The 24161-nt window shown below is 64.4% G+C and carries 24 protein-coding genes; 7 read left to right on the forward strand and 17 right to left on the reverse strand.

Annotated features, from left to right (window positions below; all coding sequences use genetic code 11):
* The first annotated feature begins 122 nt into the window (after positions 1-122).
* From B5483_RS15775 to B5483_RS15785, 3 genes are read left to right on the forward strand one after another with little or no spacing between them, the layout of a single operon-like run.
* Complete coding sequence (locus B5483_RS15775; RefSeq protein WP_079731095.1) at positions 123-1277, forward strand: glycosyltransferase family 2 protein; 1155 nt, start codon at positions 123-125, stop codon at positions 1275-1277.
* The gene (locus tag B5483_RS15780) at positions 1274-3292 is read left to right on the forward strand and encodes a glycosyltransferase family 2 protein (protein ID WP_079731096.1); all 2019 of its coding nucleotides are present in this window, start codon (positions 1274-1276) and stop codon (positions 3290-3292) included. The genes B5483_RS15775 and B5483_RS15780 overlap by 4 nt, the downstream gene beginning before the upstream one ends.
* Entirely contained in the window at positions 3276-5069 is a 1794-nt protein-coding gene (locus B5483_RS15785) for an ABC transporter ATP-binding protein (RefSeq protein WP_079731097.1), read from the forward strand. Before B5483_RS15780 ends, B5483_RS15785 begins: the two co-directional genes overlap by 17 nt.
* Here the strand turns inward: B5483_RS15785 and galE are convergent.
* The 10 genes from galE to B5483_RS15835 form a co-directional block, all read right to left on the reverse strand.
* Positions 5066-6094, reverse strand: a complete 1029-nt coding sequence (galE, locus tag B5483_RS15790; RefSeq protein WP_079731098.1) for a UDP-glucose 4-epimerase GalE — start codon at positions 6092-6094, stop codon at positions 5066-5068. The genes B5483_RS15785 and galE overlap by 4 nt on opposite strands.
* A complete protein-coding gene (locus B5483_RS15795) occupies positions 6091-7068 on the reverse strand; it encodes a UDP-glucuronic acid decarboxylase family protein (protein WP_054945588.1) in 978 nt (325 codons plus the stop codon). Before B5483_RS15795 ends, galE begins: the two co-directional genes overlap by 4 nt.
* Positions 7069-7255: 187 nt before the next feature.
* Positions 7256-8449 (reverse strand): glycosyltransferase family 4 protein, encoded by a 1194-nt coding sequence (locus tag B5483_RS15800; protein ID WP_079731099.1) that lies wholly within the window; start codon positions 8447-8449, stop codon positions 7256-7258.
* The gene (locus B5483_RS15805) at positions 8446-9207 is read right to left on the reverse strand and encodes a hypothetical protein (RefSeq protein WP_245829299.1); all 762 of its coding nucleotides are present in this window, start codon (positions 9205-9207) and stop codon (positions 8446-8448) included. The genes B5483_RS15800 and B5483_RS15805 overlap by 4 nt, the downstream gene beginning before the upstream one ends.
* Complete coding sequence (locus tag B5483_RS15810) at positions 9204-10340, reverse strand: FAD-dependent oxidoreductase (RefSeq protein ID WP_079731100.1); 1137 nt, start codon at positions 10338-10340, stop codon at positions 9204-9206. Before B5483_RS15810 ends, B5483_RS15805 begins: the two co-directional genes overlap by 4 nt.
* Complete coding sequence (locus B5483_RS15815) at positions 10340-11308, reverse strand: glycosyltransferase (RefSeq protein ID WP_054945591.1); 969 nt, start codon at positions 11306-11308, stop codon at positions 10340-10342. Before B5483_RS15815 ends, B5483_RS15810 begins: the two co-directional genes overlap by 1 nt.
* Entirely contained in the window at positions 11305-12264 is a 960-nt protein-coding gene (locus B5483_RS15820; RefSeq protein WP_054945592.1) for a glycosyltransferase family 2 protein, read from the reverse strand. Before B5483_RS15820 ends, B5483_RS15815 begins: the two co-directional genes overlap by 4 nt.
* 492 nt (positions 12265-12756) lie before the next feature.
* Complete coding sequence (locus B5483_RS15825; RefSeq protein WP_054945593.1) at positions 12757-14022, reverse strand: polysaccharide biosynthesis protein; 1266 nt, start codon at positions 14020-14022, stop codon at positions 12757-12759.
* Positions 14019-15011 carry an NAD-dependent epimerase/dehydratase family protein gene (locus B5483_RS15830; protein ID WP_079731101.1) on the reverse strand — a complete coding sequence of 331 codons (993 nt, stop codon included), beginning with the start codon at positions 15009-15011 and terminating at the stop codon, positions 14019-14021. The genes B5483_RS15825 and B5483_RS15830 overlap by 4 nt, the downstream gene beginning before the upstream one ends.
* Complete coding sequence (locus tag B5483_RS15835; protein WP_079731102.1) at positions 15011-15766, reverse strand: class I SAM-dependent methyltransferase; 756 nt, start codon at positions 15764-15766, stop codon at positions 15011-15013. The genes B5483_RS15830 and B5483_RS15835 overlap by 1 nt, the downstream gene beginning before the upstream one ends.
* 320 nt (positions 15767-16086) lie before the next feature.
* Here B5483_RS15835 and B5483_RS15840 point away from each other — a divergent pair, with 320 nt between their 5' ends.
* The 3 genes from B5483_RS15840 (at position 16087) to B5483_RS15850 (ending at position 18147) form a co-directional block, all read left to right on the forward strand.
* Entirely contained in the window at positions 16087-16479 is a 393-nt protein-coding gene (locus B5483_RS15840) for a hypothetical protein (RefSeq protein WP_231634590.1), read from the forward strand.
* The gene (locus B5483_RS15845) at positions 16470-16778 is read left to right on the forward strand and encodes a hypothetical protein (RefSeq protein ID WP_079731103.1); all 309 of its coding nucleotides are present in this window, start codon (positions 16470-16472) and stop codon (positions 16776-16778) included. The genes B5483_RS15840 and B5483_RS15845 overlap by 10 nt, the downstream gene beginning before the upstream one ends.
* A gap of 193 nt (positions 16779-16971) precedes the next feature.
* Entirely contained in the window at positions 16972-18147 is a 1176-nt protein-coding gene (locus B5483_RS15850) for an acyltransferase family protein (RefSeq protein ID WP_079731104.1), read from the forward strand.
* Positions 18148-18155: 8 nt separating this feature from the next.
* On the opposite strand, the gene B5483_RS15855 is transcribed toward B5483_RS15850, so the two are convergent.
* The 7 genes from B5483_RS15855 to B5483_RS15885 all read right to left on the reverse strand — a co-directional run bounded on the left by B5483_RS15855 (position 18156) and on the right by B5483_RS15885 (position 22400).
* Complete coding sequence (locus tag B5483_RS15855) at positions 18156-18365, reverse strand: hypothetical protein (protein ID WP_054945599.1); 210 nt, start codon at positions 18363-18365, stop codon at positions 18156-18158.
* 226 nt (positions 18366-18591) lie between these two features.
* Positions 18592-18855, reverse strand: coding sequence for a GlsB/YeaQ/YmgE family stress response membrane protein (locus B5483_RS15860; RefSeq protein ID WP_054945600.1), 264 nt, complete (start codon positions 18853-18855; stop codon positions 18592-18594).
* Between the two features lie 34 nt (positions 18856-18889).
* Positions 18890-19432, reverse strand: a complete 543-nt coding sequence (locus B5483_RS15865; protein WP_079731105.1) for a hypothetical protein — start codon at positions 19430-19432, stop codon at positions 18890-18892.
* 19 nt (positions 19433-19451) lie between these two features.
* Positions 19452-19724 carry an SCO4225 family membrane protein gene (locus B5483_RS15870; RefSeq protein WP_245829303.1) on the reverse strand — a complete coding sequence of 91 codons (273 nt, stop codon included), beginning with the start codon at positions 19722-19724 and terminating at the stop codon, positions 19452-19454.
* A 22-nt stretch (positions 19725-19746) separates the two neighbouring features.
* The gene (locus B5483_RS15875) at positions 19747-20568 is read right to left on the reverse strand and encodes an META domain-containing protein (protein ID WP_176168077.1); all 822 of its coding nucleotides are present in this window, start codon (positions 20566-20568) and stop codon (positions 19747-19749) included.
* 57 nt (positions 20569-20625) lie between these two features.
* Entirely contained in the window at positions 20626-21276 is a 651-nt protein-coding gene (locus tag B5483_RS15880; RefSeq protein WP_079731107.1) for a hypothetical protein, read from the reverse strand.
* A 95-nt stretch (positions 21277-21371) separates the two neighbouring features.
* On the reverse strand, positions 21372-22400 hold the full coding sequence (locus tag B5483_RS15885) for a hypothetical protein (protein ID WP_176168078.1): 1029 nt from the start codon (positions 22398-22400) through the stop codon (positions 21372-21374).
* A gap of 479 nt (positions 22401-22879) precedes the next feature.
* Between B5483_RS15885 and B5483_RS15890 the strand changes: the two genes are divergently transcribed.
* Positions 22880-24082: a helix-turn-helix domain-containing protein gene (locus B5483_RS15890; RefSeq protein ID WP_079731108.1), complete on the forward strand. Its 1203-nt coding sequence runs from the start codon at positions 22880-22882 to the stop codon at positions 24080-24082.
* Positions 24083-24161: the final 79 nt, after the last annotated feature.

Raw genomic sequence — 24161 nt, forward strand, 5'->3', positions numbered from 1 at the left:
GAACATCTTCGCGGGCGAAAGCACTGTCCGGCCCGATTTCGGAACCAGCGGGCGCTTCGCGGGATTGTCTGATCGAAGCGTTTCAGCATTGTCGCCGCATTGCTGCAGAAAGTCCGCCTGAAATGTCCCGCATCGCCATAGAGCACATAGACGCATCGGCCATGCCGCCTGCGCCCGTCCGCGAGACGGCACGAACGCTCGTCGTGTTCTGGTGGCAGGACGTGCCGGTGGGGCAGGTCATCGACGAAGGGCGCCCCGGCGAGCCTATCGACCTGCAGCGCCACTGGCAGGCTTTCACCTCTTCACCCGCCCTCGCACGTGCGCGGGAGGTGGTCGGCGATCACCGTCGCCCGACTCTCGATGCTTCGGTGGTGATCTGCACCCGCGACCGGCCCGATGTCCTGCGCGAATGCCTCGCCTCGCTGGTGCACCAGACTTACCGGCCCGCCGAGGTCATCGTCGTCGACAATGCCTCGGTGGACGATCGCACCCGGCACGTCGCAGAAGAGGCGGGTGTCGTCTATGTGCGCGAGGACCGGCCCGGGCTCGACATCGCCCGCAACAGCGGCGCACGCCGGGCACGTTCGAAGGTCATCGCCTATACCGACGATGACGTGCGGCTTCATCCGCGCTGGCTGGAACGCCTGACGCTCGCGCTGGAAGCCGGCGATGCCATGGCCGTAACCGGGCTCGTGCTCCCGGCCGAACTGGAAACGGAGGCGCAGATCCTGTTCGAGACGCACTGGAGTTTCGGACAGGGCTATATGCCCCGCCGCTTCGACGAGAGCTTCTTCGCGGTGGACCGCCATACCGGCAGCGAAGTCTGGAAGATCGGCGCCGGGGCCAGCATGGCCTTTCACCGGCGCGCCTTCGAGATCGCCGGTTACTTCGACGAGCGCCTCGATGTCGGCGCGGCGGGCTGCTCGGGCGATTCCGAATATTGGCACCGGGTTCTCAGCCATGGCGGCGTATGCGTCTACGATCCGGCTGCAGTGGCCTTCCATGTCCACCGTCGGGAGATCGCCGGGCTCGCCTCGCAGATATACCACTACATGCGCGGTCATGCGGCGGCCCTGATGGTCCAGCATGAGCGCACCGGCAATCGCGGCAACCTGCGCCGGGCTTTCGCGATCATGCCGCGCTATTACGCCGGACGCGCCCTGCACCGAGTGGTTCGGGGGCAGCGACCGGACAACCGGTTTCTGCGCCAGGAGATATCCGGCTATGTTGCGGGGCTGATCTACTACTGGCGCCACCGCAAGGCGCCGCAGCCGTGAGCGATATATCCGTCATCATTCCTGCCCGCGACGCCGAGGCCACGCTGGCCCGAACGCTCGACAGCCTGCTCGTACAGGAAATGCACGATTGGCACGCGGTGATCGTCAACGACGGTTCGAGCGATGCGACCGCTGCGATTGCCGGGCGCTACTGCAATAGCGACCCCCGGTTCGCCATGGTCGAGGCGGGGGGGCTGGGCCTGGCCGCCGCGCGCAATGAAGGACTGCGCCATGCGCGCGGCAGGTCGCTGTTCTTCATCGATTCCGATGACTGGATTGCGCCCGATCACCTCAAGTGGCTTTCCATCGGTCTCGCGGGCGATGCTGCGGCCGATGCCAGTTACTGCGGTTATCTGCGGGTCACACCCCGGGGGAAGGGGTTCATGCCCCGCTTCGATCCCGCTATCGCGGCCGATCCGGTGGGGACGTTCGCCCACCGCAATCCGCTGGCCCCGCATGCGGTGCTGCTCCGGCGCGACCCGGTGGAAAGCCTGGGCGGCTTCGATACGGCGTTCAGAACCTGCGAGGATTGGGACATGTGGCAAAGGCTGGCCCTGGCCGGCAGCGCCTTCGTGCCGATCCGCGACCTCCACGCGCGCTATCGCCTTCGGCCCGGTTCGCTCTCGACCGATCTCGTGCAGCTTTTCGGCGATGCGCAAAGGGTGATCGCCAGAGGCTGCTTCGAAGCGGGAGCAGCTGCCGAGGATGCCTCCACCGGTTTCGCATGGTTCGAGCTATGGTGCGCTGCCGTTGCCGCCGGACAGGACCGCGCCTGGCGCAACGACCTGCATGACTTGCCGCAGATTGCGGTCGGACCGGAATACGTGGCGACCGCCGCGAGGATGATCCTCGAAGCCTTCTGCAGTGGTGCCTGCCGTACGCCGGGTGAACTGGTGCCGCACTGGCCGCAGGTATCGGCCAATCTGGCGCACATGCTGGAGGGCAGGATTGCCGCGCAGTCGCAACGCGCTGTCGTCGATGCCATCGCGCGGATGTTGGGCATCGTACCGGGCCGGGATGCCGAACTCGTGAGTGTCGTCATCCCGGCTTACAAGGCTGACGGCCTCATCGCGGAGACTCTGCAGAGCGTCCAGACGCAGAGCCACCGGGCGCTGGAGATCGTGGTCGTCGATGACGGTTCGCCCGACTCCACGGCGGCGCAGGTACTGAAGGTCGCGGCCGAGGATCCGCGCATCGCACTCGTGCAGCAGGACAATGCCGGGGTCGCCGCCGCGCGCAATCGCGGGTGGCAGGCTGCGGCTTCGGACCTGATCGCCTTCGTCGATGCCGACGACCTGTGGGCGCCGACCAAGATCGAGCGGCAGCGCGCGGCGCTCAAGGCAGCGGGAAGGAGGGCTGGTCTCGCCTATACCTGGTATGCCCGGATCGACGGGGAGAGTTGTGTCACCAGCCTCAGCCACCGGCCGCATGCGGAAGGGGACGTGCTCCACGCGATCATGCACGGCAATTTCGTGGGCAACGGCAGCGCCGCGCTGATGACCCGAGAGGCGCTGGAACATGTCGGCGGCTTCGATTCCTCGTTGCACGAACGCGGCGCGCAAGGCTGCGAGGATCTCTCGATCTATTTCCGCATCGCCGAGAAGTTCCGCTTCGCGCTCGTGCCCGAGCCGCTGACCGGTTACCGCGTCATGGACGGTAATATGTCGAGCGACATGATGCGCATGTTGCGTTCCTTCGATCTGGTCGCGGCCGAAATGGTCGCGCGGCACCCGCAGTACCGCAAGGAGATCCGCACGGGGCGCAGGTTCTATCTCGAATGGAGCCTGTTGGCGGCGGCAGAGCGGGGCGACTTTCGCTCCATGCTGAAATTGTTGCCGGTATTCGCGGCGCAAGCTCCCTTCGCGGCGCTGGGCGTGCTATTGGCGAGAGTGCCGCGCGCGCTTGTGCGCGGCCTGCGTCAGCGGATCGCAGGACGGCCCCGGCGCAGGCAAGGCCATGGTCCGGTTCGTTTTACGATCGGCTCCTACGAGGAGAGCTATGGGCAAGGAAGCTGACACCGGGGCCGGCGGCAGGATTGCCGCTCTCAGGGATCTCAACGCGCTCCTCGCCATTGCCCCTGCGGCGAAGCGGGCCGCGCCCCTGCTCGTCATCATGGGGCTGGTCGCCTCGCTGGCGGAGACGGCTGGCATCAGCCTGATCATCGTGTTTCTCTACGCCGCGTTCGGCCAGCTCGACGATACCGGTACGGTAGCCCGCGATTTCGGGCAGGCGGCCGCCTCGATCCTCGAATGGCTGGGCGGGCCGGCCGAGCTTGCCACGGCGATCTTCGCGCTGATCGTGATGCGCGGCGTGATCGCCTATTTCTACAACCGGATCGCGCAAGGTTTGGGTGCGCGGATCAGCGAAAAAGCCCGCAACGCGATCCACGGCGAATACCTCGGCGTCTCCTACGACTTCATCCGTCGCCATGAACAGGCCGAGCTGATGGAAGTGCTCGGGACCGACAGCTGGGGCATTGCCGCGGCCTACAATGCCTTCACCCGGCTCATCATCAACATCTGCGCGACCGCGGTTTTCGCCTTTTTCCTGTTCATGCTGTCCTGGCGGATCACCCTGATCGCCTTCATCTGCGCAGGCGCCGTCTCGTTCTTTCTCGAACGCCTGTCGCGGCCGGTGACGCAGCTGGGTGCATCGGTGAAGGCAGAGCACCAGTCGATGGGCGGGCTGATGCTGATGACCCTGCAGGGCATGCGCGCGATTCGCGCCTATGGCCGTGAGAAAGCGCAGGACGCCGCCTTCGTCAAATCCTCGGCCTCGGCGCGTGAGAGCCTGGCACGCATGGAACGGCTGTCCGCGGCGATCCGCCCGGCAACCGAGATCGGCTATCTTGCGATCATCTGCCTGATCGTGGGCGGGGCAGGCGCGCTCAAGGTCGATTTCCACGCAACGCTGACCATTGTCGCGCTGCTCTACCGCCTCCAGCCGCACTTGCAGGAATTCGCCAGCAACTCTCTTTTCCTTGCCCAGTCGGCGCCGCAGCTGCAATCGGTGCGGCGCATGATCGGGCCGGAGGGCAAGACCTACCCCGATCCGGGCATGCGGCCGATGCCCGAGACGTTTCGATCCATCGCCTTTCGCGATGTCGTGTTCGGCTACGAGGAGAAGGAGGCGCTGGACCGCGTCAGCTTCTCCATTCCTGCCGGCCGCACGACGGCGCTGGTCGGCGCCAGCGGTTCGGGCAAGACGACGATCGTCAACCTGCTCTTGCGTCTCTACCGGCCCGAAGCCGGGCAGATCCTGCTCGACGATACCGACATCGCGACGATCCGGCGCGAAGAATGGCTGCGCGCGATTGCCGTGGCCGGGCAGGACATCGATCTCGTCGAAGGCACGGTGCGCGACAATGTGCTGATGGCCCGCTCGGATGCGAACCGTGCAGCACTGGCCGATGCCTACGCGCTGTCGGGCCTCGCAGACATGCTGGCAGGGCTGGAGTACGGAGACCGCGACTGGATCGGCCAGCAGGGCCTCAACCTCTCGGGTGGCGAGCGCCAGCGCGTTGGCCTTGCGCGTGCCATCCTGCGCGATCCGGGCATCCTGATCCTCGACGAGGCGACCAGCGCGCTGGACACGGCGCTCGAAGCGCGAGTGCGCACTTGCCTTGAGCAGCGCTTTGCCGGGCGGACCGTGCTGATCATCACTCACCGGCTCGAAACGGTTCGCAATGTCGATCACGTGGTGCGCATCGGCAATGGCCGGCTTCTGGCCGAGGGGCCGCCTGCCGAAGTCTTCGGCCCCCACGCGGACGGTTCGGTTGCCGCGCTGGGCTAGGCCGGAGCTTTTTCCCGGAGCGCCGTATCGGCACACTTGCGGTACCAGGCGACGGCCGTGCTCACGATCGTGTCGATGTCCGAGCGCCGGGGAATCCAGCCCAGTTCCTCGCGCGCCTTGGCGGCATTGGCGATCAGCACCGGCGGATCGCCAGCGCGGCGCGGGCCGAGTTGCGCGGGGCGGTCGACCTCGCAGATGCGCGCCACGGCTTCGGCGATTTCCAGCACGGTCGTGCCATTGCCGGTGCCCAGGTTGAAGGGATGGAAGCCCTTGCGGTCCATGATCCATTCGCCGGCCAGCACGTGGGCCGACGCCAGATCGGAGACGTGGATGTAGTCGCGCACCGCGCTGCCATCGCGTGTGTCGAAGTCGGTGCCGAAAACGGTGAAGGGCCGATCCACCGCCAGTGCGCCCTCGATCGCCAGCGGGATCGCGTGGGTCTCCGGATCGTGGCACTCACCGATCTCGCCATCGGGATCGCAGCCGGCGGCGTTGAAGTAGCGCAGCGCAACACTGTCGAGCCCATGGGCCGAGGCGTAGTCGGACAGCATCCGTTCGACCATGAACTTCGACCAGCCGTAAGGGTTGATCGGGGACTGCGGGTGGGATTCGTCGATCGGCACCCGGGTCGGCACGCCATAGCTTGCGCAAGTGCTGGAGAAGATCAGCTTGTCGATCCCCGCCGCGCGCATCCGGTCCAGCAGGGTGAAGCTGCCGATGCTGTTGTTGTGATAGTAAAGTTCGGGCTTCCTGACCGATTCCTCGACATAGGCGAAGGCGGCGAAGTGGCCGACCAGATCGGGCTTGTACTGCGCGAAGGCGGCGTCGAGCGCATCCCCATCCAGAATGTCGCCGACGACCAGTGGCCCCCAGCGGACCGCATCGGCATGGCCGCGCGAGAGGTTGTCGTATGTCACGACCCGCCAACCCGCCTCGGCAAAAGCCTTGCAGCAATGGGAGCCGACATAGCCGGCACCGCCGGTGACGAGGATCGTGCGTTGTGCGGGGGGCTTGCCGGTGATCATGCCGGTATCAGTCCTGCTTCCATGAGTTCGCGGAAATAGTCGATGGTGCGGCCGAGGCCCTCCCGGAGCGGCACCGATGGTTGCCACCCCAGTTTCTCGCGGGCGACCGTGATGTCAGGCTGGCGCTGGCGCGGATCGTCCTGCGGCAACGGGCGATACTCGAGCGCGGAGGCGCTGCCGGTCAGCTCGATCACGTTTTGCGCCAGTTCGAGCATCGTGAACTCGACCGGGTTGCCCAGATTGACCGGGCCGGTGAAATCGTCAGGCGTGTCCATCAGCGCAATCAACCCGTCGATCAGGTCGTCGACGAAGCAGAACGAGCGCGTCTGCTTTCCGTCGCCGTAGATGGTGATCGGCTCGTCGCGCAGTGCCTGCAGGATGAAGTTCGAGACCACGCGGCCGTCGTCGGGCTGCATGCGGGGGCCATAGGTATTGAAGATGCGCGCGACCTTGATCGGCAACTGGTGCTGGCGCCGGTAATCGAAGAACAGCGTCTCGGCGCAGCGCTTGCCCTCGTCGTAGCAGGAGCGCGGGCCGATCGGATTGACGCGGCCCCAGTAATCTTCCCGCTGGGGATGGACTTCGGGATCACCGTAGATCTCCGAGGTCGAAGCCTGGAGGATCCGTGCCCCCGTGCGCTTGGCGAGGCCAAGCATGTTGATTGCGCCGTGCACGCTGGTCTTGGTCGTCTGGACGGGATCGTGCTGGTAGTGGATCGGACTGGCCGGGCAGGCGAGATTGTAGATCTCGTCCACTTCCACGTAGAGCGGGAAGGTGACGTCGTGCCGCAGGATCTCGAAGCGGTGGTTGCCGAACATCCGGGCGATGTTGTCGCGCGTGCCGGTGAAGAAGTTGTCCACGCACACGACTTCATGGTCGAGCGACAGAAGCCTCTCGCACAGAAAAGATCCCAGGAACCCGGCGCCGCCGGTTACGAGAACCCGCTTCCTGCGCGCCAAATGACGTTTCGCCATGTACCTCCGTCGTCGCCCGCCGGGCGTGCGTCAAATTTGAACCGCTCAGGTCAAGCTGGGCAACTGTTTAACGAGAGATGTCGCCTGATGTTGCCCAACCCGACAAGTGGTTGTGAAATTAAGTTAAATGACGGGCGCTTAGACAAGTTACTTGGGGGTACTCCGACAGAACGAAGCCTGCGCGCGACTATTGGAGCGCAGCCGCATCCGGAACGCTTGTTGCCGGAACCGGCGAAATTGTGGCGTAGGCGCGTTCAAGGCGCCGGGCGAAGGCCGCCGGACCATAGAGCTCGCGGGCCCGTGTCGCGGCATTCGTACCCAGTCGTGCGCGAAGCCCACCGTCCCGGATCAGGACACGCAATCCATCGCAAATGGCCTGCGGATCGGGCCGGGCGAGCACGGCGCACTCGGAGTCGAGAACCTGACTGTGGCTGAGGATATCGGTGGCCAGAATGGCCCGGCCCGATGCCATGTAGCCATAGACCTTCATTGGCGTGTTGACGCCCTTGAGACGCGGCGAGCACAGGATGTCGGCCTGCGCGAGATAAGCTCCCAGCGCGTCGAGGTTGCGCTGACCGAGGAATCGCACGCGCTCGGCAATCTTCAGGCCGCTCGTCTTCGCACGGTGGCCTGAGACCATTTCCGGCGTGCCGCCGATGACCGCCAGGTTGCAGGCTTCCTCGGGGGGCAGCCGACGAAAGGCTTCCAGCAGCAGGTCGATCCCCTGATAGCGCTCCAGATTGCCGACGTAGAGCGCGAGGGGGGCAGGCGTAACGAATAGGGTGCGCAGGTCCTCGATCTCGCACCCATCCGGCGCGTCCGGCGCAAAGGCGACGTCGGGGAGGAGGTGGACTTTTGCCGCGGAGGTCGCCTTCTCGGCCCGCTCGGCAATGGCCTGACAGACCGGCAGGATGAGATCGGCGCGGCGGATCGCCTGGCGCTCGAACCACTGCAGCGGCGGTAGCAGGACGCGGGCGGCTGGCCACTTTTCCGCGATCTGGTCGGGCATCAGCGAGTCCATGTCGTAGACGACCCTGAACTTGCCGGCTGCGCGGCAGGCAAGGGCGATGAACACGGCCTCTTCCACGGCATGGACGACATCGTAGTCGCCTTGCCGCACCTGTCGCAGGGCCGCTGCCGCCAGCCACGCATCGCAAACCAGCTTCTTGGCGGAGAAGCCGATGGGCACATTGCTGATGCCGAAGCCGGGCCGGATGCGCAGGATCCGCGCGCCGGGGATCTCCACTTCGGCGCCCTCGTGGTAGGTCAGGAGGTCGACCTCATGCCCCTGTTCGCACAGGACGGTGACGGCCTGGCGCACGGCGATCGGCGTGCCGCGTTCGACAAAGAAGGGGTGGGGTGCGAGGAACAGGATCCTCATCGCGCTGCCTTGCGGGGGGCGAGGCGCAGGCGTGTCTGGTCACGCAGGAACCGCATGGGGGAGGCGAGGCTGCCGTAAGGCGTCAGCTCCGTCGCGGGATCGCGCAGGGCCTCCAGCAATGCCTCTGCCGGGCGTTCGGCCGGAAGGGTGCCGTCGAGGAAGAAGCCGAAGCGCCCGATGGTCCCGCTCGATCCTGGCAGGGGGAGGGGGTCGGACCCGGCGAGTACGCGCCTCTTTCCGGAAAAGCGCGCAACCTTCCAGAAGCCGGGACGTCCGCCGTTGTCGCCGAGCAGGAGCGCGTGGTCGTCCTGCAGCAGGCGATCGACGAGGCGGCCGCGCGCGCCGAGCCACTTGCCCACGCCCCAGGGCAGGACCGGTAAGGCCCGTGCGGCATGGATGGCCGCGACGATCTCGCCCGCAGGTTTGCGTTCCAGCGCCATGGCGGAAGAGAAGCCCAGGCCGAGAACTTCCAGCCCCTCGGCACTGACGATCTGCCGCCCGGCGACGACAAGCAGGCGGCGGCCTTCGTCGAGCCAGAGCGAATGCGCTTCCCCGGTCTGCACCAGCCTGCCCCGCAAGTGCCGGAATACGGCGAAGCCCTCGCGCTCGACCAGCATGCATACGCCCGTCTGCGCTTGCGGTGCCGCCTGTGCGAAGTTCCGCGCGGCGGCTTCGAGCGCGGAGAGGGCATCGCCCTCGTCATGGAGGTGGACGTGGGCGTCCACGGCGATGCGATGGGGCGCCGATGGTCGGGTCATGCCGCGCGCCGCGCCTCTTCCGGCCAGAGCCGCTGTGCGGCATCGATGCTGAGCAGGGGCGCGGTCGTGAGCTTCGAGCCGAGGACATGGCACAGGCCTGCTGGGCCCGGCGCCGAGATCGTGTCGGCGGCGCTCAGGGTCCGGCCGGTCCCGTCGGTATCGGGGAGCAGTCCGGGCATCACCGCGCGCACGCCTGCTTCGGCAATGCCGTAGCCCGGCAGCGCCCTGTCCAGCACTTCGAGGAAGGCGTCGATATCGGCAGGCATGACTTCCGGTTCGCGCGCGCCGGGGGCTGGGCGATAGTAAGTGCCGGCAAAGGTGCCGCCCTCGTACGGACGCAGGAAATAGCTGCGGCCCTTGCCCGGCGTTTCGGATACCGCCAGCGCGGCATCGCCCGGGAAGGGCATGTCGAGCACGAGATTGAAGGCGAGCGCCGCCGTGCTGGCGGCCTGTGGCTCCTGCGGCCAGCGCGAGGACCACGATCCGGCGCAGATCGCCACGCGGGGCGTTGCGATTTCCTGCACGGTCCCATCGGCGCGGGTGACCTTGAGGCCCGCAATGCGGTTGTCGGCAACGATCAGGTCGCCCGCCACGGTCTCCTCCAGCAGCGACGCCCCGCTAGCGCCGGCATCGGCAAGGATCGTGCGCAGCAGCGTTTCCATGTCGTCCGTCACCAGATCGTGCCACAAGGCCGCACCCACGAGATGGCGTCGGGGCAGGTCATAGGCCCTGGCGATCTCCTCTGCCCCGAGAAGCTGCAGCCCGGGCAGTCGGCGCGCAAGGCCGGTGCCGCGATAGAGGCAGGCTTCCAGCGCCGACGCGGCGCGAAATGCCATCGGTGAGCGCATGGTATGGCGATAGAGCGGCATTGCACAGGCCAGCGGACGGACGTGATCGGGGTAATTGTCGAGAAACCACGCCTGCGCCTGCCGGGAGCGTCGCCAGCGCCCGATGCTCAGGCCCTGCAGGTAGCGCAGGCCGCCATGGATGATGCCGTAGCTGTTGCCCGTCGCACCGCTGCCAACCTTGCCGCGTTCCACCACGAGCGGCGTCAGCCCGGAACGCGCGGCGGCAAGCGCCATCGTTGCTCCCTGCATTCCGGCTCCGACAATCACGACATCGGGTTGATGCATCAAGCCTCGTCCGGGTGGGTCACGATCTTCTCTATCTTGTAGGCGCTGCGGCTGGGATTGCGAGTGAAGATGATGATTTCGGCGATCAGGCCAACGGCCGCGATCTGGATGCCGAGCACGATCATCAGCACGGTGAGCAGCAGGGCCGGGCGGTCGGCCAGTTCCATGCCTGCGGTCTGCCGCTGGATGAGGATGTAGATGCCCATGGCGACGCCGATGGCGATGCATCCCGCGCCTACCGATCCGAAGAAGCGGAACGGCTTGCGCATGAAGCGGGTCAGGAAGCCCAGCGCGATGAGATCGAGAAACACGCTGAAATAGGTGATCGCGCGGTGCATGCGGATCTTCTGGTCCGAACGCGACTGGGGCATGCAGACCTGTTCGACCTTGTAGCCCAAGCCTTCGGCCAGCAGCGGCAGGAACGGGTGCTGCTCATGGTGCACCTGCAGGTCGTCGAAGACGCGGCGGCGGAAGGCGCGCACGACGCAGCCGGGATCCTTGAAGCGCGATCCGGCCATGCGGGCGAGGGCTTCGAAGCTCCAGCCGCGCAGGCGGCTGAGCACGTTGTCGGTGCTGCGGTCGCGATAGGCTGAGACGACGTCCGCGTTCTCCAGCTTGTCGAGCAGGGTCGGCAGGCTTTCAGGCGCGGTCTGCAGGTACGCCGGTAGGATCAGGATGGTCTCGCCGCGGGCGTGGCGCACTCCTTCCAGCAGGCAGGCGACCTGGCCGAAGGGCCGGTTGAAGCGCACGATGTTGAGCGGGAACCCGCGATCGCCGACCGCGGCCAGTTCCTCGGCATAGTCCTCGAAGGGGCCGTCGAGGACGTAGATGAACTCGAACGACTTGTTCGTCCGCATCAGCACGTCGTGATAAGCCCGCCATACGGCCTCGGCCGGTTCCGTGCGGTCGATCACCGGGATGATGACGGAGATGTCGATGGTGAGATCGGGCGGGGCCATCGTGTTCATAGTTCCTCCTGCGGGGCAGGGTTGAGCAGCTTGAGCCGCGACGAGAGTTTGGCTGCGATCACGGCATATCTGCCCACGTTGGGTTCGACTGCGGCGAAAAGCCCTCCGGCCAGGCCCCAGACGACAAGGAACAGGGTGAGCGAGAAGAGCACCATGGCGATGCCGCCGGCCACGACAAGGCTCTTCGGCTGGCCGAATATCACGTAGCCGAAGGCCAGCAGGTCGAGCAGCAACGACAGGCCCACGACTTTCAGGTGCCAGGTCAGCGGCGCACGGGCGTAGCTGAGCAGTACGCGGATCGTGACGATGTCCAGCATCACTTTCTGGATGCGCGAGAAGCCGTACTTCGAAACACCGAATTGCCGCGGGCGGTGGTTGACTTCCAGCTCTACCAGGCGCGCGCCCGCGAGTTGTGAAAGGGCTGGAATGAAGCGGTGCATCTCGCCATACATGGGAATTCCCTTGATCAGCTCCGCCCTGTAGGCCTTGAGCGAGCAGCCGCTGTCACGCACGGCGATGCCCATGATGTAGGTCATGATGCGATTGGCGATCTTGGAAATGAAGACGCGGGCGCCACCGTCCTTGCGCTTGCGCCGCCAGCCGATTGCGATGTCGTAGCCTTCCTCGATCCTTTCGAGCAGGCGGGGGATGTCTTCGGGATCGTTCTGGAGGTCGCCGTCCATCGTCACCAGCACGTCCCCGCGCGCGACTTCGACGCCCGCTGCCATGGCGGCGGTCTGGCCGTAGTTGCGACGGAACTTGACGACGCGCACGCGCGGGTCGCGCTCAACCAGAGCGGCGGCGCGTTCGTATGTCCGGTCCTTGCTGCCGTCGTCGACCAACACCAGCTCGAAATCGAAATCCCGGCCGCTCAATGCGTGATCGACCGCCCGATAGAGCGGTTCGACGTTCTCCTCTTCGTCGTACACCGGCACGATGACGGAGATTAGAGCCATGCGTTACCCCCACCAATACTCGAAACAGCGAATAACTTGCGACCCGAGTTGGTATTTGCGTATGGCTAACGAACAATTGTGTTGTTCTGACTTCTTCAAACCTACGTAACGATATATACCCTGAGAGATGTAATAGCCATATTCGGGTTATTCTATGCTTGCGACGTATGTTGATTGTGAAAAGCGTAGTATTAACATTATATAATTAATCGTGATCTAGCGATTTTATAAAGAACGTTTTCGGTATGATCGCTGATGATGTGAAGTCATTCTATATCGTAGGAATTTTAGTCCTGTCAATTAATCCACAAGGCTATGTCGGCGTCTCGAAATTGCCCGACGAGGGTCGATCCGGGCATGCGAAGATTATGCCCGGAGTGAGGATCAGCGCATTCATCAATTAGCCAACTCCGGTCGCAGGAAAGGTGGCCGTGGCGGTTGGCACCGGGGAATTCTTGCAGGCTCGGCCTCGCCGCCGGCCAGTGCAGATCCCTACTCGACGAAACCGCGCGTCAACGCTCGCCGGGCCAGCAATGCCGGCGCAATCGTGCTGAGGAGGCAGCCGGCCGCGCTTCCGCTGATCAGGCCGGCGAGGCCCCATTGCGCCCCGATCCAGGCGCCCAGCAGGCAAGTGGCAATCGTCAGCCAGTTCATCCAGCTTAGCTTGCGGATTTCCTCGGCGGTGCCGCAGGCGACCACGGCCGCGCGCGGCAGGCCCTCGATCAGCTTCGCGGCACCGTTGAGGCAGGCCATGAGAACCAGCAGTCGATCAAGTTCATAGCGCCCGCCGGTGAAGATGGTGGCGACGAGGGGCGCAAGCATGACGACGACAATGGTGGCGAGCACCATGGTCACCCCCAGCGACCGGGTTTCCTGTGCGAATAATGCAAAGCGGTCTGCCCGCTGCGATGCGGCGCGCAGTCGGGGCGTCAGGGCAAAGCTGGATCCGGATCGCAGCAGGCGGAACGGGAAAATCGCGACCGATGCGACCACTGCGAACATGGCGAGCGCGCGGTAGTCCAGCGCCTGCGGGATGACGAAGCGCTCGATCTGGACGAGAACCGATCCCGCTCCGGCCGTCACCATCAGCGAAAAGGCTTCGCCGCGCGGCACCCGGTCGGGCTTCTCGTCGCCAAGGCCGCAAAAGCGAATGAAGGCGTACCAGCTCAGGGCCGCCGCCAAGGCGCAGCCTGCGGCAAGGATCAGCAGGACCGGCAGGTCCGATCCCAGCCTAAGGACAAGGCCCAGCCCGCCGGCCAGCAGCAGCGCCCAACTGGCGACGTTCGTGGCCACGAGCGGAACGGCGGTCCAGTCGTGACGGCGCAGACCCATGCTGGCCGCCATTGCGAGGCCTCCGCCCACGATCGCCGCGCCCAGCAGTAATCCGGACAGGGCCGGGAGGTCATAGAACTGCACGGTGCCGATCGTGGCAATCGCGGCAATGCCGCTGCATGAAAGGAATGCGCGCAACAGCAGGCGAGCGCCCGGATCCAGCCGGCGGCGCAGCAGCACCTGATCCAGCCCGAGCGGAGCAAGCCAGATGAACACGTTGTAGACCGCGATCGACAGGGAGAGCTGTCCGAACGCGGCAGGGGGCAGGACGCCTGCCAACAACAGGTTGCCGAAAGTGAATGCGGCCCCGGCGAAGGCGAAGCCGAGACTGGCGAGCAGAGACCGGGAGCGCAGCAGCGAATGGATCATTCCGCGCGCCCGTGCATGGCCGGAGCGGGGAGCAGGACCTTCGTTCGGGATCGTCATCGCGGGGGCAGAAGCCCGGTCTCCCGGTACCATGCAACCGTGCGCCTGAAGCCCTCGTCGATGTCGATCTGGGGCCGGTAACCCATGAGGCGTTCCGCCTTGGCGCTGGTGAAGGCCCGGTTGTGCTTGAAGAAGGTCAGGCGGCGGCGATGGAGCGGTGGCTCGACGCCCAGCGGCATGCAGATTGCTTCTACCAGTCGGGCCAGTTGGTGCATGGCCTTGTAGGGAATGTGCAGGGCAGGAGGCTTGCGTCCAATCGCCCGCGCCGCCGCTCCCACGTAGTCGCGCAAAGGCAGGAAGCGCGGACCGCCGATGATGAAAGTCTCGCCCGGGGCCTGCTCGCTGTCCATGGCAAGGACGAAACCTTCGACGAGGTCATCGATGTAGACCGGGTGAAAGTTGGCCGACCCGTCGCCGACGAAGAAGAAGGTCCCGCGCTGGACCATCCGGAACATCTTGAGCATGCGCGTATCGCCCGGGCCGTAGATGCCGCAGGGTCGGATGATCACGATTTCCAACCCGCCGCGCCCCATTTCCTCGCGGCAGAAGGCTTCGGACAGCAGCTTGCTTTCCTGGTACGGGTCGCGCGGGCTGAACGGCGCGGTTTCGTCCGAGGGACTGTCATCGACACTGCCATGCACGCCGATGGTCGAGCAATCGACGAACCGGCGCACGCCGGCGGCCCGACAGGCTGCGACCAGGGACCTGGTGCCTTCGAAATTGACGGCGACGAATTCCTCCGGGCTGCCTTCCTTGCGGTACATGGCGGCAATGTGAAAGACCGTGTCGCAGCCCTCGACAAGGCGGGCGAGCGCGGTTTCATCCTGCAGGTCGCCTTCGATGCGCAGGATGCCGGGATGGTCGGGCAGGGTGGAGCCGGGCCGCGCAAGGGCGCGCACCCGCAGGCCGTCCCGAGCGAGGCGCAGGGCGAGTGCCTTGCCGGTGAAGCCGGTTGCGCCAGTGACGGCGACGGTACGGGGATCGCTCATCAATCCTCGCGATCGAACCGGGCGAGCACCGGATTGCCGACGAGGCCGGTCAGGCCCGCCTTTCGCATCAGACCTTCGGCCTGCTGCGTCAACGTCGCCTTGGGCAGGGCGCGGTGCAGGGCCATGGGCAGGACGAACTGCCGCCACTCACGGGTCTGCCTGAAGCCATGGCTGGCAAAGGCCTTGCGCACCTCTCCCCCGAAGAAGCTGCGGTAGGTGCGTGTGTTCTTCTCGATCCGCTTCTTCAGCGGAAAGGTGAGCAGCGATAGCGCGTTGACGCTGGAATAGACCGGAAAGTCGATGATCACCGTCTTGTCTGCGACCCGGCAAAGCTCGGCGACGAGGCGCGGCCAGTCGTCGATATGGGCCATCAGCCGCACGCTCGTGACGACATCGAACTTCCGGTCCGCGAATGGCATCTGCAGCAGGTCGCAGGCCACGAAATCGATGGCGGGCGCGCCGTCATGGCGTGCGAGCCGCATCCCGCAGCTGGCATCGCTTCCCGCGACCGTTACGCGATATCCGGCGGATGCCAGTGGAGGAGCCAGTTGGGCATGGCCGCCGCCAACGTCGAGGACGGTCGATGCGGGCGGAACGGGCGGCTGTTCCAGTAGCGAAAAGAGGCCCCGTTCCTGTACGCCGAGCAGGTATTCGCCCACCTTGCCGCGGAACCGGGAGGCATAGCCATCGGAGGAGGTCTCGATGTCGGGCGGCTCGCCGACATGGGCAACGAGACCTGCAACTGCCTTGTTCATCACGGTGTTATCCGATTGCGGGAGAGAAGACCTGCGATCTTGGTGACCCATGCGCGAGGGCATTCAATCAGACGGCTCGCGGATTGGCAATCTTGCAACACGCGGTACTACGTTTGGGTACAAGCAACGGATTTGCAAGCAATAGTCGTCGGCAATTGCGGTGGGACCGGGCCAGGTCGCGGCAGGCCGCTTCGGCGCGGTTCGTCGAAATCATGCTGACGCCGGACGGGAAAACGGTTTCGTCGCAAGCTGTTTGAGGTTATTCGCTCCTGCACAAGCGCATTGAGTCCGAAGAGGAATTGATAGCTGTGATGCTCTGCATGTCGCAGACCAAGGAGGGATGGTCCACGTTGCTTACCAGGGTTGCTGCAGGGATCGCCATTGGAGTGGTCCTGATCGCATTCGCGGCAAGTGCATGGGCGATCCTCACGCTGAGCAGCGCGCCTGCGCCGGTGCCCACGAAGACCGTGGTGCCCCTCGATCCCGTGGAGCAAACGGCTGAGGATCGCGCCAATCAGGTGATTACGAAGATCATCGAAGAGCGTCAGCCGGATCCGCCGAAGGCCGCTCCTAAACCGCAGGTGGCCGGTGCCGCCAGGAAAGTTGAGCGCCTTCCGGACACGACACTGAAGCTGAACTGCTCGCGGCTTCGCGACGCCTATTCGCCCGAAGAACTGAAGGGCATGAAGGAATTCCAGCAATTATGCCTCTGAAGAGCATTGTCATTGCCCTGTTTTTCCTGACTGCCTGCAAGACGACCGAGCCGCCGAAGGTTCTTCCTTCGCATCTCGATATCGAAGCCGTGGCGCAGGCAAAGCCGAAGCCGACGGCAGCGATCCTGACCGATCCCAAGGCCAACGACCTGTACAACCACGAGGTGGAGGCATGGGGCGATCGCATCCACGCCGCGGGTCTGCGCCTTTGCCGGTTCTACAAGGATCTGGGCGAGGCCGTTACCTGCGGTCCGGCACCGGCTCCCGAAGCGCGCGAAAAGCCCGTTCATACCCCTTAGTTGCAAGCCGAACGGGTCAGTCGAACCGGTATCGTATGGCTTTCCGGCTCATACCGAATTGACGTTCAAGGCGCGGGAAAGATTGCATAGTCTTGGTCGGTTGAGTTCGGTGCCATCCGTTATGGGGCCCGGGCGAGCCTGGCTGCAGCTCGATCCTTTGCAGTCTTGATGCTGCAAGGGACACGCAAGACACATGGGGCCAGGCGATTCTTCGAGTTCATCCCGTCCTCGTGAATTTGCGACCCTGGACCTGCTCCGGTTTGTGGCGGCGCAGGCTGTGGTTTTCTATCATCTGCTGTTCCTGTCCTGGGTGGAAGCGCCTGCGGCCGGGGGCATCGGTGCGGTAACGCGATCGGGGACACGCTTCGAAGCCGCCATCGCTTGGGCGAGCCTCGGGTGGCTGGGCGTACCGGTCTTCTTCGTAATTTCCGGCTTCGTCATATTCATGTCGTGCGGCGACAAGACCCCAGGCCAATTCGCTATCGGGCGGGCCAAGCGCATTCTTCCCGGGCTATGGACCTTTTCCCTCCTGTCTGCCGCAGTGGTGCTGATGGCGGGGGTACTGGCGCCGGTCGAAGCCATGCGGCGCATGATGCGCTCCATGGTGCTTTTCCCCTTCGGGCCGTGGATCGACGGGGCGATATGGACGCTGGTGGCTGAAGCCATGTTCTACGCCTTGATAATTGCCGCCATCAGGTTTCGGTTGCTGGCGCACATGACCGCGCTGACTTCGGCAATCACCGGTTTCAACCTCGTATTCTGGAGCGGCATATTGCTCGCCGCATCGGGCCTTGTCGGGCTGGATGCACAGGCCATCGCGGACCTTGCCGCATCCTATCGGCTGAGCGTCACGCTGGTGACGACGAACTGCTTCTTCCTTGTCGGCATAGCGCTCTATCAGGTCCATGCGGGCAAGGACGTCGCGCGCAACCTGGCTATCTACGCGATCAATTTCCTGATCGGGATGGTTGTCGTCTACTTCTTCGCCCGGGCCAGCGTTGGCGTGGTCGAGTACGGCCAGAACGCGCACGTCGCCTCGATCGTCTGGGCAGCAGCGATCCTCGTGGCAAGTGCCGGTGTGATGCTCCCCGTCTGGACGACGCGCCGGTGGGCAGGTGCGGCCAAGGCCATGGGCCTGCTGACCTACCCGCTCTATCTCGTGAACCAGATCACCGGGGGCTACCTGTTCGGTGTGATCGAGCGCGCGACCCACAGCCCGGTGCTTGCAGTCGGTGCGGCCATCGTTTTGTGCAACCTGCTGGCCGGGGCGTTCAGCTTCGGAATCGAGCGACGGCTACAGTCGGCCTTGGGTGCAATACTGGAGCGCGCCTTGCGGCATTTCCGGCAAAGGCTGCGGCTTCCGGTCTAGGAGGAGGCTCAATCGCGCCAGAAGGCCCAGCGGTACCGGGGGCGTTTGCCTTCGAGCGCCTTGGCTTCGGCGCGGCGCAATTTTCGGGCCTTGCGTTCGTGTTTCAGCGCCGTTTCGCGAAGATGGCGTGCCGCCAGGGCGTCCTCGTGGCGGGCGGCCAGCTGGCGCGCATAGCGGGCGAGTTGTTCGTAATAGATCGCATCGCGAATCTCTTCCATCGCTCTGTAATATGCTCAGGATCGTTCGCTTGTGGAGTCTTCTCTTCAATTGCGACGCGTCCGAAGAAAATTGCGCGCAAGAAATCATGCAGATGACTGCGTGGTTATGTTCAAATCTGCGCAGTTCCCCTCTCGCAGCCGGAGGGGTGCATCTCGGCCTGAACGGACGGCATTGCGAAGCTATTGAGTGACTTCGCCCGGCCGTCCGCAGGGATCCGGACCTTGCTTAGCGCACTTTCCCGCGCTGGATGAGGTTGACGATGCCGAGCAGGATCACCGCGCCGACGAAGGCGACGAGCAGGCCGACGATCGAGAATTGCTGGACGCTGCCGACGATCCCGAACTGGTTGGCAACGAGATTGCCGATGACCGAACCGACACAGCCGACCACGATGTTCCAGAAAATGCCCATCGAGGCATCGCGGTTCATGACCTTGCTGGCCAGCCAGCCGGCAATACCGCCAACGATCAGTGCTATAATCCATCCCATATGAACCTCCTGTCAGTTTCAATTTAGGGGATCATCATTCCCGGCGCACGATCTTGCCCGCCTTGCCCCATTCGCGCATTAACTCGTCGGCTTGCTGCAAGGTTGCCATGAACGATCGGTATCTTTCGTCCATGCAGCCCGCGTTCCAGGCGATTTCGGTGGTGGTGGCGCCTTTTGTCAGGCGCACGGTGCCATAGGCCATGTCCGGCATGAACTGTTCGCAGTCCCGGGAGTCGGGCGCCGGATCGGGAAGGTTCGACAGGATCGCGGCGATGCGGGCGAAACCGGAACTTCCTGCCTCGATCAGGTGATAGGCCGTATGCGTTGGAGCGCCGGTCTCGCTCGGGGTCTCGACGGGCTCAGCCCAGTTGCCGGTGCCGTCACGCCCGATGGTCCACGAGGATCGGGCCTGGCCCCAGGATTTTACTTCGAATGCGACGATGTCCCAGTTCGGGTTCCCGGCGCCTTTCGCGGATGTGGTCTTGGAAAGCGCTGACGAAGCCGGAACGACAGACAGGACTGCTGCCGCGGCAAGCGCGAATTGGCGGGTTCGGCCCGGGAGGGGGTGGCGGCTCATCGGTTGTGCGAGCTTGACGTCATGTGGCGCGTCTTCGCTTGGCAAGCCAAATGAGAACGCCTGCGTTTATGGCAGGGGAAAGCAGGCCGACGGCGACCCCGGCGAGGCCCAATCGATCGCCAAGCAGGTTCCACGGCAAGCCCAATGGGATCAGGAACACGCCGGAGAGCGGGTCGGTCTCCTGGCCGAACCAGCCGAAAGTACCGATCAGGAAAATCAGCAGTGCAAAGGCATAAAGTGCCAGGAAAATACGTGATGCCCATCTCACGCCTGATCGCTCCTGCTTGCCCATCGGCATCGGTTGCCCATTTTGTCTAACCTCCCTCGACGAGTGCATCGACGATCACATAACTCTCCGGGCCGAACTGGATTGTGTTCCGGTCACCGTTCCGCGTGACAGTGAATTGCCAGCCGGCAGAGCCATCCGCCTCGGCGCTGTCGGCGCCATAAGGCGTGGTCCCCCGAAAGAAGATGGCGCGCTTCCTGCCATCAGGCCTGGTGACCTCGACGAGGTTTGTACCGTCCGGTCCCCAATGGCGTTTCACGCCCGCAAAGCAGCGTGAATTCGGGGGCTTACCCGCCATGCCGCACGGGACTTGCGCGGTGGCATGGTAGTCGGTCCCCGGGACCAGTGCATCTTCCGTGCCGGGCAGGGTCGTGGGTTGGGGTGAAGGCGGTGCCGAGGATCCGGCGACGAATGCGAAGACGGCGGTCCCCGTCATGATGGTCAGTCCCTTGCCCCCGGGAAGCAGCGTGAAACCCTGCGCGGCGGGCAGAGCCGCCGCCATTTCCTCTCCAAAGCTGGGAGCAGGGCATAGCGCTCTCGTGGCCGCAACGGGCCCGATCGTCAGGCTGCCGTTGCCCGACTGCAGGGGCCCGGCGGACCAGTTGGCATTGCCCCTGTTGCAGTCGAGCGTCAGGCTCAAGCTGCCGTCGCGATTGAAGGAGAGTGTATGGCGGGCCTGTAGTGCGGGAGTCAGTGCAGCCCGTCCGGCATTGCCGCGATCGATCGAGACGAGCCTCCACGACGTTCCGGCCAGGACATTACCGGCATCGGCATCCGGCATGGAAACCGGGGCGCATGAGGCGAGAGTGCAGGCTGCCATACTTGCGGCAATTGATATGCGGGCAGGCATGAATGGGTCTCCTTCGCCGCCGTGGCGGTTGCCGCACGGCACCGCCATACATCACCGTTACAGGGCGCCCTCGTCGCCACCGTAGTAGACTTCGCTGATCTTGCCGTCCTTGCTGCCGAAGCATTGCCATGGGGCCTGCGCCCCTTCGACGTTGACATAGATCATCACGCCCGATTCCGCTTCGTCGATGCGGCGCGAGCCGATCACCTTGCCGCCGGTCATCTCGTTGACGCGGGCAAGGCACTTCGATTCCATGCCGCCGGGTGAGCGGATCGGGTCCTTCAGGGTCTTGGGCGCTGCGGCAGCCACGGTCTTTTCGACCGGACCATTCTCACCCATGCCCGCGTTGGCATCGCCGGTCGGAACCGAGACGATGGTGATGGCACCGACCGAACCGGCGATCTTGCCGCCAAGGACTTTCGCGTCGCTCTCGCTGGGGCAACCGACGAGGATTGCGCTGTCGTCCAGCCAGTTGGAGGTCACGGCGCTCTCGCCAAGACGCCGACAGGGTGCGCCGCTGGCGGGGTAGCCGTCACCGATGACGACGAGGCTGTCGGGGAAGACGACGGCCACCTCACTCGCCGGTGCAGGGGTCTCGGCGCTGGCGGTCGCCTCCGGCGAGTCCGCGGATGATCCGCAGGCCAGCAGGGGCAGGGTCATGCAGAGTGCCAGGGACGCTTTCAGGGCAGTCTTGTTCGTCAGGCTCATGGTATCGCTCCGATAAGTTCGCACGAATTGGGACGTTTCCCATGTCCTGCACCGCCCGGTGGTCGCCCGGTGCAGGACATGGGGGCCGGATGCCGTCAGCGGCACCGGGGATGCGAAACGATGTCGGAAGCAGAGTCCACGCGTCCGTTGACGGTAATAACCTGAAGGCATTGGCGCTTGGAGCGGTTGTACCAGACCGTACCGTAGCCGTTCCGGCCGGAATCGAATGTGTCGACCTTGCTGAAGCCGTTGATGCCAAGCTGGTTCTCCGCGCCGTCGCCCGCTGCGCCGACGAGGCGCTGGTACCAGGTCTTGCCGTCGGAGCCGCTCAGGTGGCCGGAACGGCACTTGGGATGAGTCTGGATGTCGCGGATATCCTCGATACGGCCATCGGCGACAATCACCTGGAGACACTGGTTCGACTGCTCACGCCACTGGATGCTGTAGCGGCCATTGCCGGAGGTGAAATTGTCGACCTGTTGGAAGCCGCGTCGCCCCAGTTCGTCCATCGCGCCCGCCGCCCGCGCGCCCTGGAGGTCCTGGAACTGCGCCACCTGGCTGTAGCCACCGCGATTGTGGTGGTGGCTCAGGTTGGCCTTGCGCTCGTCCACGCCCACTTCATAGCCACGGGAGTAGGGGTCCGAACGATTGTAGTTGTGATAACTCGCATTGTAGAGGCCGTCCTTGTAGCCCCGGTCGAATTCCGCCTGCTCCTGCTGCGAGTAATTTTTGTCGCCGTGATGATGCGACTTGCTGGCAAGGGCGGCGCCCAGGATTGCCAGCCCGGCAACAGCCCCGACAGCGGCTGCCGAACTTCCTCCCGAATGGCCGCAATCGCTGTCTTTCGCGTCGGTGATCGTCTCCACCGTGTCGTTGTAGACTTCCACGCGCACGCAGTTGTCGTCATGCTTGTTCCACCAGTAGCTGTAGACGTAGCCCTGCGAGTTCTTGTGGCTGCTGACGCTCTTGAAGCCTCGGTCTTTCAGCGCCTGTTCCGCCCCCCAGGCATCCTTTCCGTTGATCGACAGCAGCTTGTCAGCCTTCTCTGCGAAGGAAGGGGCGGAGCCCAGGATCGATGATGCAGTGATGGCCGTCGCCAGGAAGTAGGACAATGAGGTCTTCATGATGGCACCCTTTCCATTTTCCGTTATCGCCCGTGACTTCCTGCTCTTGGCCCTGGGGCGTGGCGGGAAGGTTGGAGGAGCAAGCGGCCCAACCGTCGTGAATTCGGGCGGGATCCCGCCTCCATCTGATTCCACTGAACATTGCCGACCCGGAGCATTCGATCCTTCGACAAGTCGAGGAGGGCCATTTGCACAATGCAGGCTGATGCCGTTCAAGATCGGTCGAGCCGGTCAGCCGGATTTTCTGTGAAACTCGAAAATGATCGCTCCGCCCGATCTCCCGGCTTCAGATTTTCGTTGTTGTACAGGATGAAGGAAGTTCTCGTCCTGAGCCATCGACATATATTGACACTGCATGTGCAAATGGTGACATTACGTAGTCTTGTCTTTTCACCATCAAGTTGAGAGCCGTGAAGGACGAACTGCTGCAAAGTTCCGTCATGTGCCGGGGCCTTTGCCCGCAAGCATGAGGTTGTCGTATGCTCGAGGCGAAGGCACAGGTCGGATCCGGCGCGGATGGATCGTCTGGCGATCGGGTCGATGATGCCGATGCGCGCGACAGGCCGTTCCACGAAGATGCGCACCGCGCAATTGCGACGATGGGGCCTGCGGCCGGGACACTGGTCTCGACCGGGGTCTGGCTCCACCTCGGCCATTGGATAGGCTGGCCCTGCTGGTTGACCGAAGGGACCACCCTGACGGGACGCGATGACCTGCCGCCCGCCATTTCCGCAGCGGACGATCTGCTGGTTGCCGCCAATGTTGTCGAACGCATGGGAATGGCCGACCCGCTTCGGCGCGTGATCGAGCATGCAAGGCCGGCGCTGGGCCCGCGTGCAGCGTTGCTATACGTCAGCGCCCCCAATCTGGGTGAGGCGCTCGCGGGTATGTGCTGCGCCAGCAATACCAACCATCCGTACATGCACTTGGAGATCGTTCGAGGGCAGCGCGGCCTTGACGTTCATGTCGAACCGAAGGTCGACATGGGGCGTCTTGCTGATTTCCTGATGCCGCTGGCCGCGTTGACGCTCTGCAAGGTCGTTGAATCCATCGCGTCGGAAAGGATGGAGGCGGTCGAATTGCGCACGAGCCTTGGCGCCACCTGTGTGCCGCCCGCGTTCTGGTCGAACATACGGTGCAGGGTATCGGCAGGATCGGCGGTGAATAGACTGCACATTCCGGCGGAACTGGCCGATCTGCCCAATCCCGAATCCGATCCGACCATGTGGTTGCTCGCGCAGGAAAACTTTCGCCATCAGGCGCAGGCGCACCCCGGCGGCTCCCTCACGGTCCGCGTTCGCAAGCGGGTGATGCACCTGCTGGCCCACGAAGGGCAGGCGCCGCGCCTCAAACAGATCGCGGCGGAACAGGGTCTGTCCTCACGAACGATCATCCGGGCGCTGTCGGACGAGGGGACGACATTCTTCGACCTTGTCGAACAGGAACGGCGCAAGCTGGCCGCCGAACTGATCGCCAATCCCTTGCTGAGCCTCGATACAGTGGCGACCAAGCTGGGCTTCAGCGACAAGTCCAGCTTCGGTCGGGCCTTCCGCAAGTGGTTCGGCACGCCCCCGGGCTACTTCCGCGAACGTGCCGCGATGAAGGCAGTGCGGGTGTCCCACTCCGCCGCCGCGTGCAGCCTCTTGCTGCCCATCTACGAGCCGGCACTGAACCTGTTCTGACTTCGCTGAATGCGGCGGCGTCCTGCGTTCTGAAAACGCCAAAGGCCCGGGCAATCCTTGCGGGGGGTAGGGCGAGGAT

It is taken from the genome of Novosphingobium mathurense (genome assembly GCF_900168325.1).
GTDB lineage: Bacteria > Pseudomonadota > Alphaproteobacteria > Sphingomonadales > Sphingomonadaceae > Novosphingobium > Novosphingobium mathurense.

Bases quoted from the DNA above. Each gene is read 5' to 3' on its own strand.
- B5483_RS15775 (WP_079731095.1), top strand. From the start codon at position 123: ATGTCCCGCATCGCCATAGAGCACATAGACGCATCGGCCATGCCGCCT.
- B5483_RS15785 (WP_079731097.1), top strand. From the start codon at position 3,276: ATGGGCAAGGAAGCTGACACCGGGGCCGGCGGCAGGATTGCCGCTCTC.
- galE (WP_079731098.1), bottom strand. From the start codon at position 6,094: ATGATCACCGGCAAGCCCCCCGCACAACGCACGATCCTCGTCACCGGC.
- B5483_RS15795 (WP_054945588.1), bottom strand. From the start codon at position 7,068: ATGGCGAAACGTCATTTGGCGCGCAGGAAGCGGGTTCTCGTAACCGGC.
- B5483_RS15800 (WP_079731099.1), bottom strand. From the start codon at position 8,449: ATGAGGATCCTGTTCCTCGCACCCCACCCCTTCTTTGTCGAACGCGGC.
- B5483_RS15805 (WP_245829299.1), bottom strand. From the start codon at position 9,207: ATGACCCGACCATCGGCGCCCCATCGCATCGCCGTGGACGCCCACGTC.
- B5483_RS15810 (WP_079731100.1), bottom strand. From the start codon at position 10,340: ATGCATCAACCCGATGTCGTGATTGTCGGAGCCGGAATGCAGGGAGCA.
- B5483_RS15815 (WP_054945591.1), bottom strand. From the start codon at position 11,308: ATGAACACGATGGCCCCGCCCGATCTCACCATCGACATCTCCGTCATC.
- B5483_RS15820 (WP_054945592.1), bottom strand. From the start codon at position 12,264: ATGGCTCTAATCTCCGTCATCGTGCCGGTGTACGACGAAGAGGAGAAC.
- B5483_RS15825 (WP_054945593.1), bottom strand. From the start codon at position 14,022: ATGACGATCCCGAACGAAGGTCCTGCTCCCCGCTCCGGCCATGCACGG.
- B5483_RS15830 (WP_079731101.1), bottom strand. From the start codon at position 15,011: ATGAGCGATCCCCGTACCGTCGCCGTCACTGGCGCAACCGGCTTCACC.
- B5483_RS15835 (WP_079731102.1), bottom strand. From the start codon at position 15,766: ATGAACAAGGCAGTTGCAGGTCTCGTTGCCCATGTCGGCGAGCCGCCC.
- B5483_RS15840 (WP_231634590.1), top strand. From the start codon at position 16,087: ATGTCGCAGACCAAGGAGGGATGGTCCACGTTGCTTACCAGGGTTGCT.
- B5483_RS15845 (WP_079731103.1), top strand. From the start codon at position 16,470: ATGCCTCTGAAGAGCATTGTCATTGCCCTGTTTTTCCTGACTGCCTGC.
- B5483_RS15850 (WP_079731104.1), top strand. From the start codon at position 16,972: ATGGGGCCAGGCGATTCTTCGAGTTCATCCCGTCCTCGTGAATTTGCG.
- B5483_RS15855 (WP_054945599.1), bottom strand. From the start codon at position 18,365: ATGGAAGAGATTCGCGATGCGATCTATTACGAACAACTCGCCCGCTAT.
- B5483_RS15860 (WP_054945600.1), bottom strand. From the start codon at position 18,855: ATGGGATGGATTATAGCACTGATCGTTGGCGGTATTGCCGGCTGGCTG.
- B5483_RS15865 (WP_079731105.1), bottom strand. From the start codon at position 19,432: ATGAGCCGCCACCCCCTCCCGGGCCGAACCCGCCAATTCGCGCTTGCC.
- B5483_RS15870 (WP_245829303.1), bottom strand. From the start codon at position 19,724: ATGGGCAAGCAGGAGCGATCAGGCGTGAGATGGGCATCACGTATTTTC.
- B5483_RS15875 (WP_176168077.1), bottom strand. From the start codon at position 20,568: ATGCCTGCCCGCATATCAATTGCCGCAAGTATGGCAGCCTGCACTCTC.
- B5483_RS15880 (WP_079731107.1), bottom strand. From the start codon at position 21,276: ATGAGCCTGACGAACAAGACTGCCCTGAAAGCGTCCCTGGCACTCTGC.
- B5483_RS15885 (WP_176168078.1), bottom strand. From the start codon at position 22,400: ATGAAGACCTCATTGTCCTACTTCCTGGCGACGGCCATCACTGCATCA.
- B5483_RS15890 (WP_079731108.1), top strand. From the start codon at position 22,880: ATGCTCGAGGCGAAGGCACAGGTCGGATCCGGCGCGGATGGATCGTCT.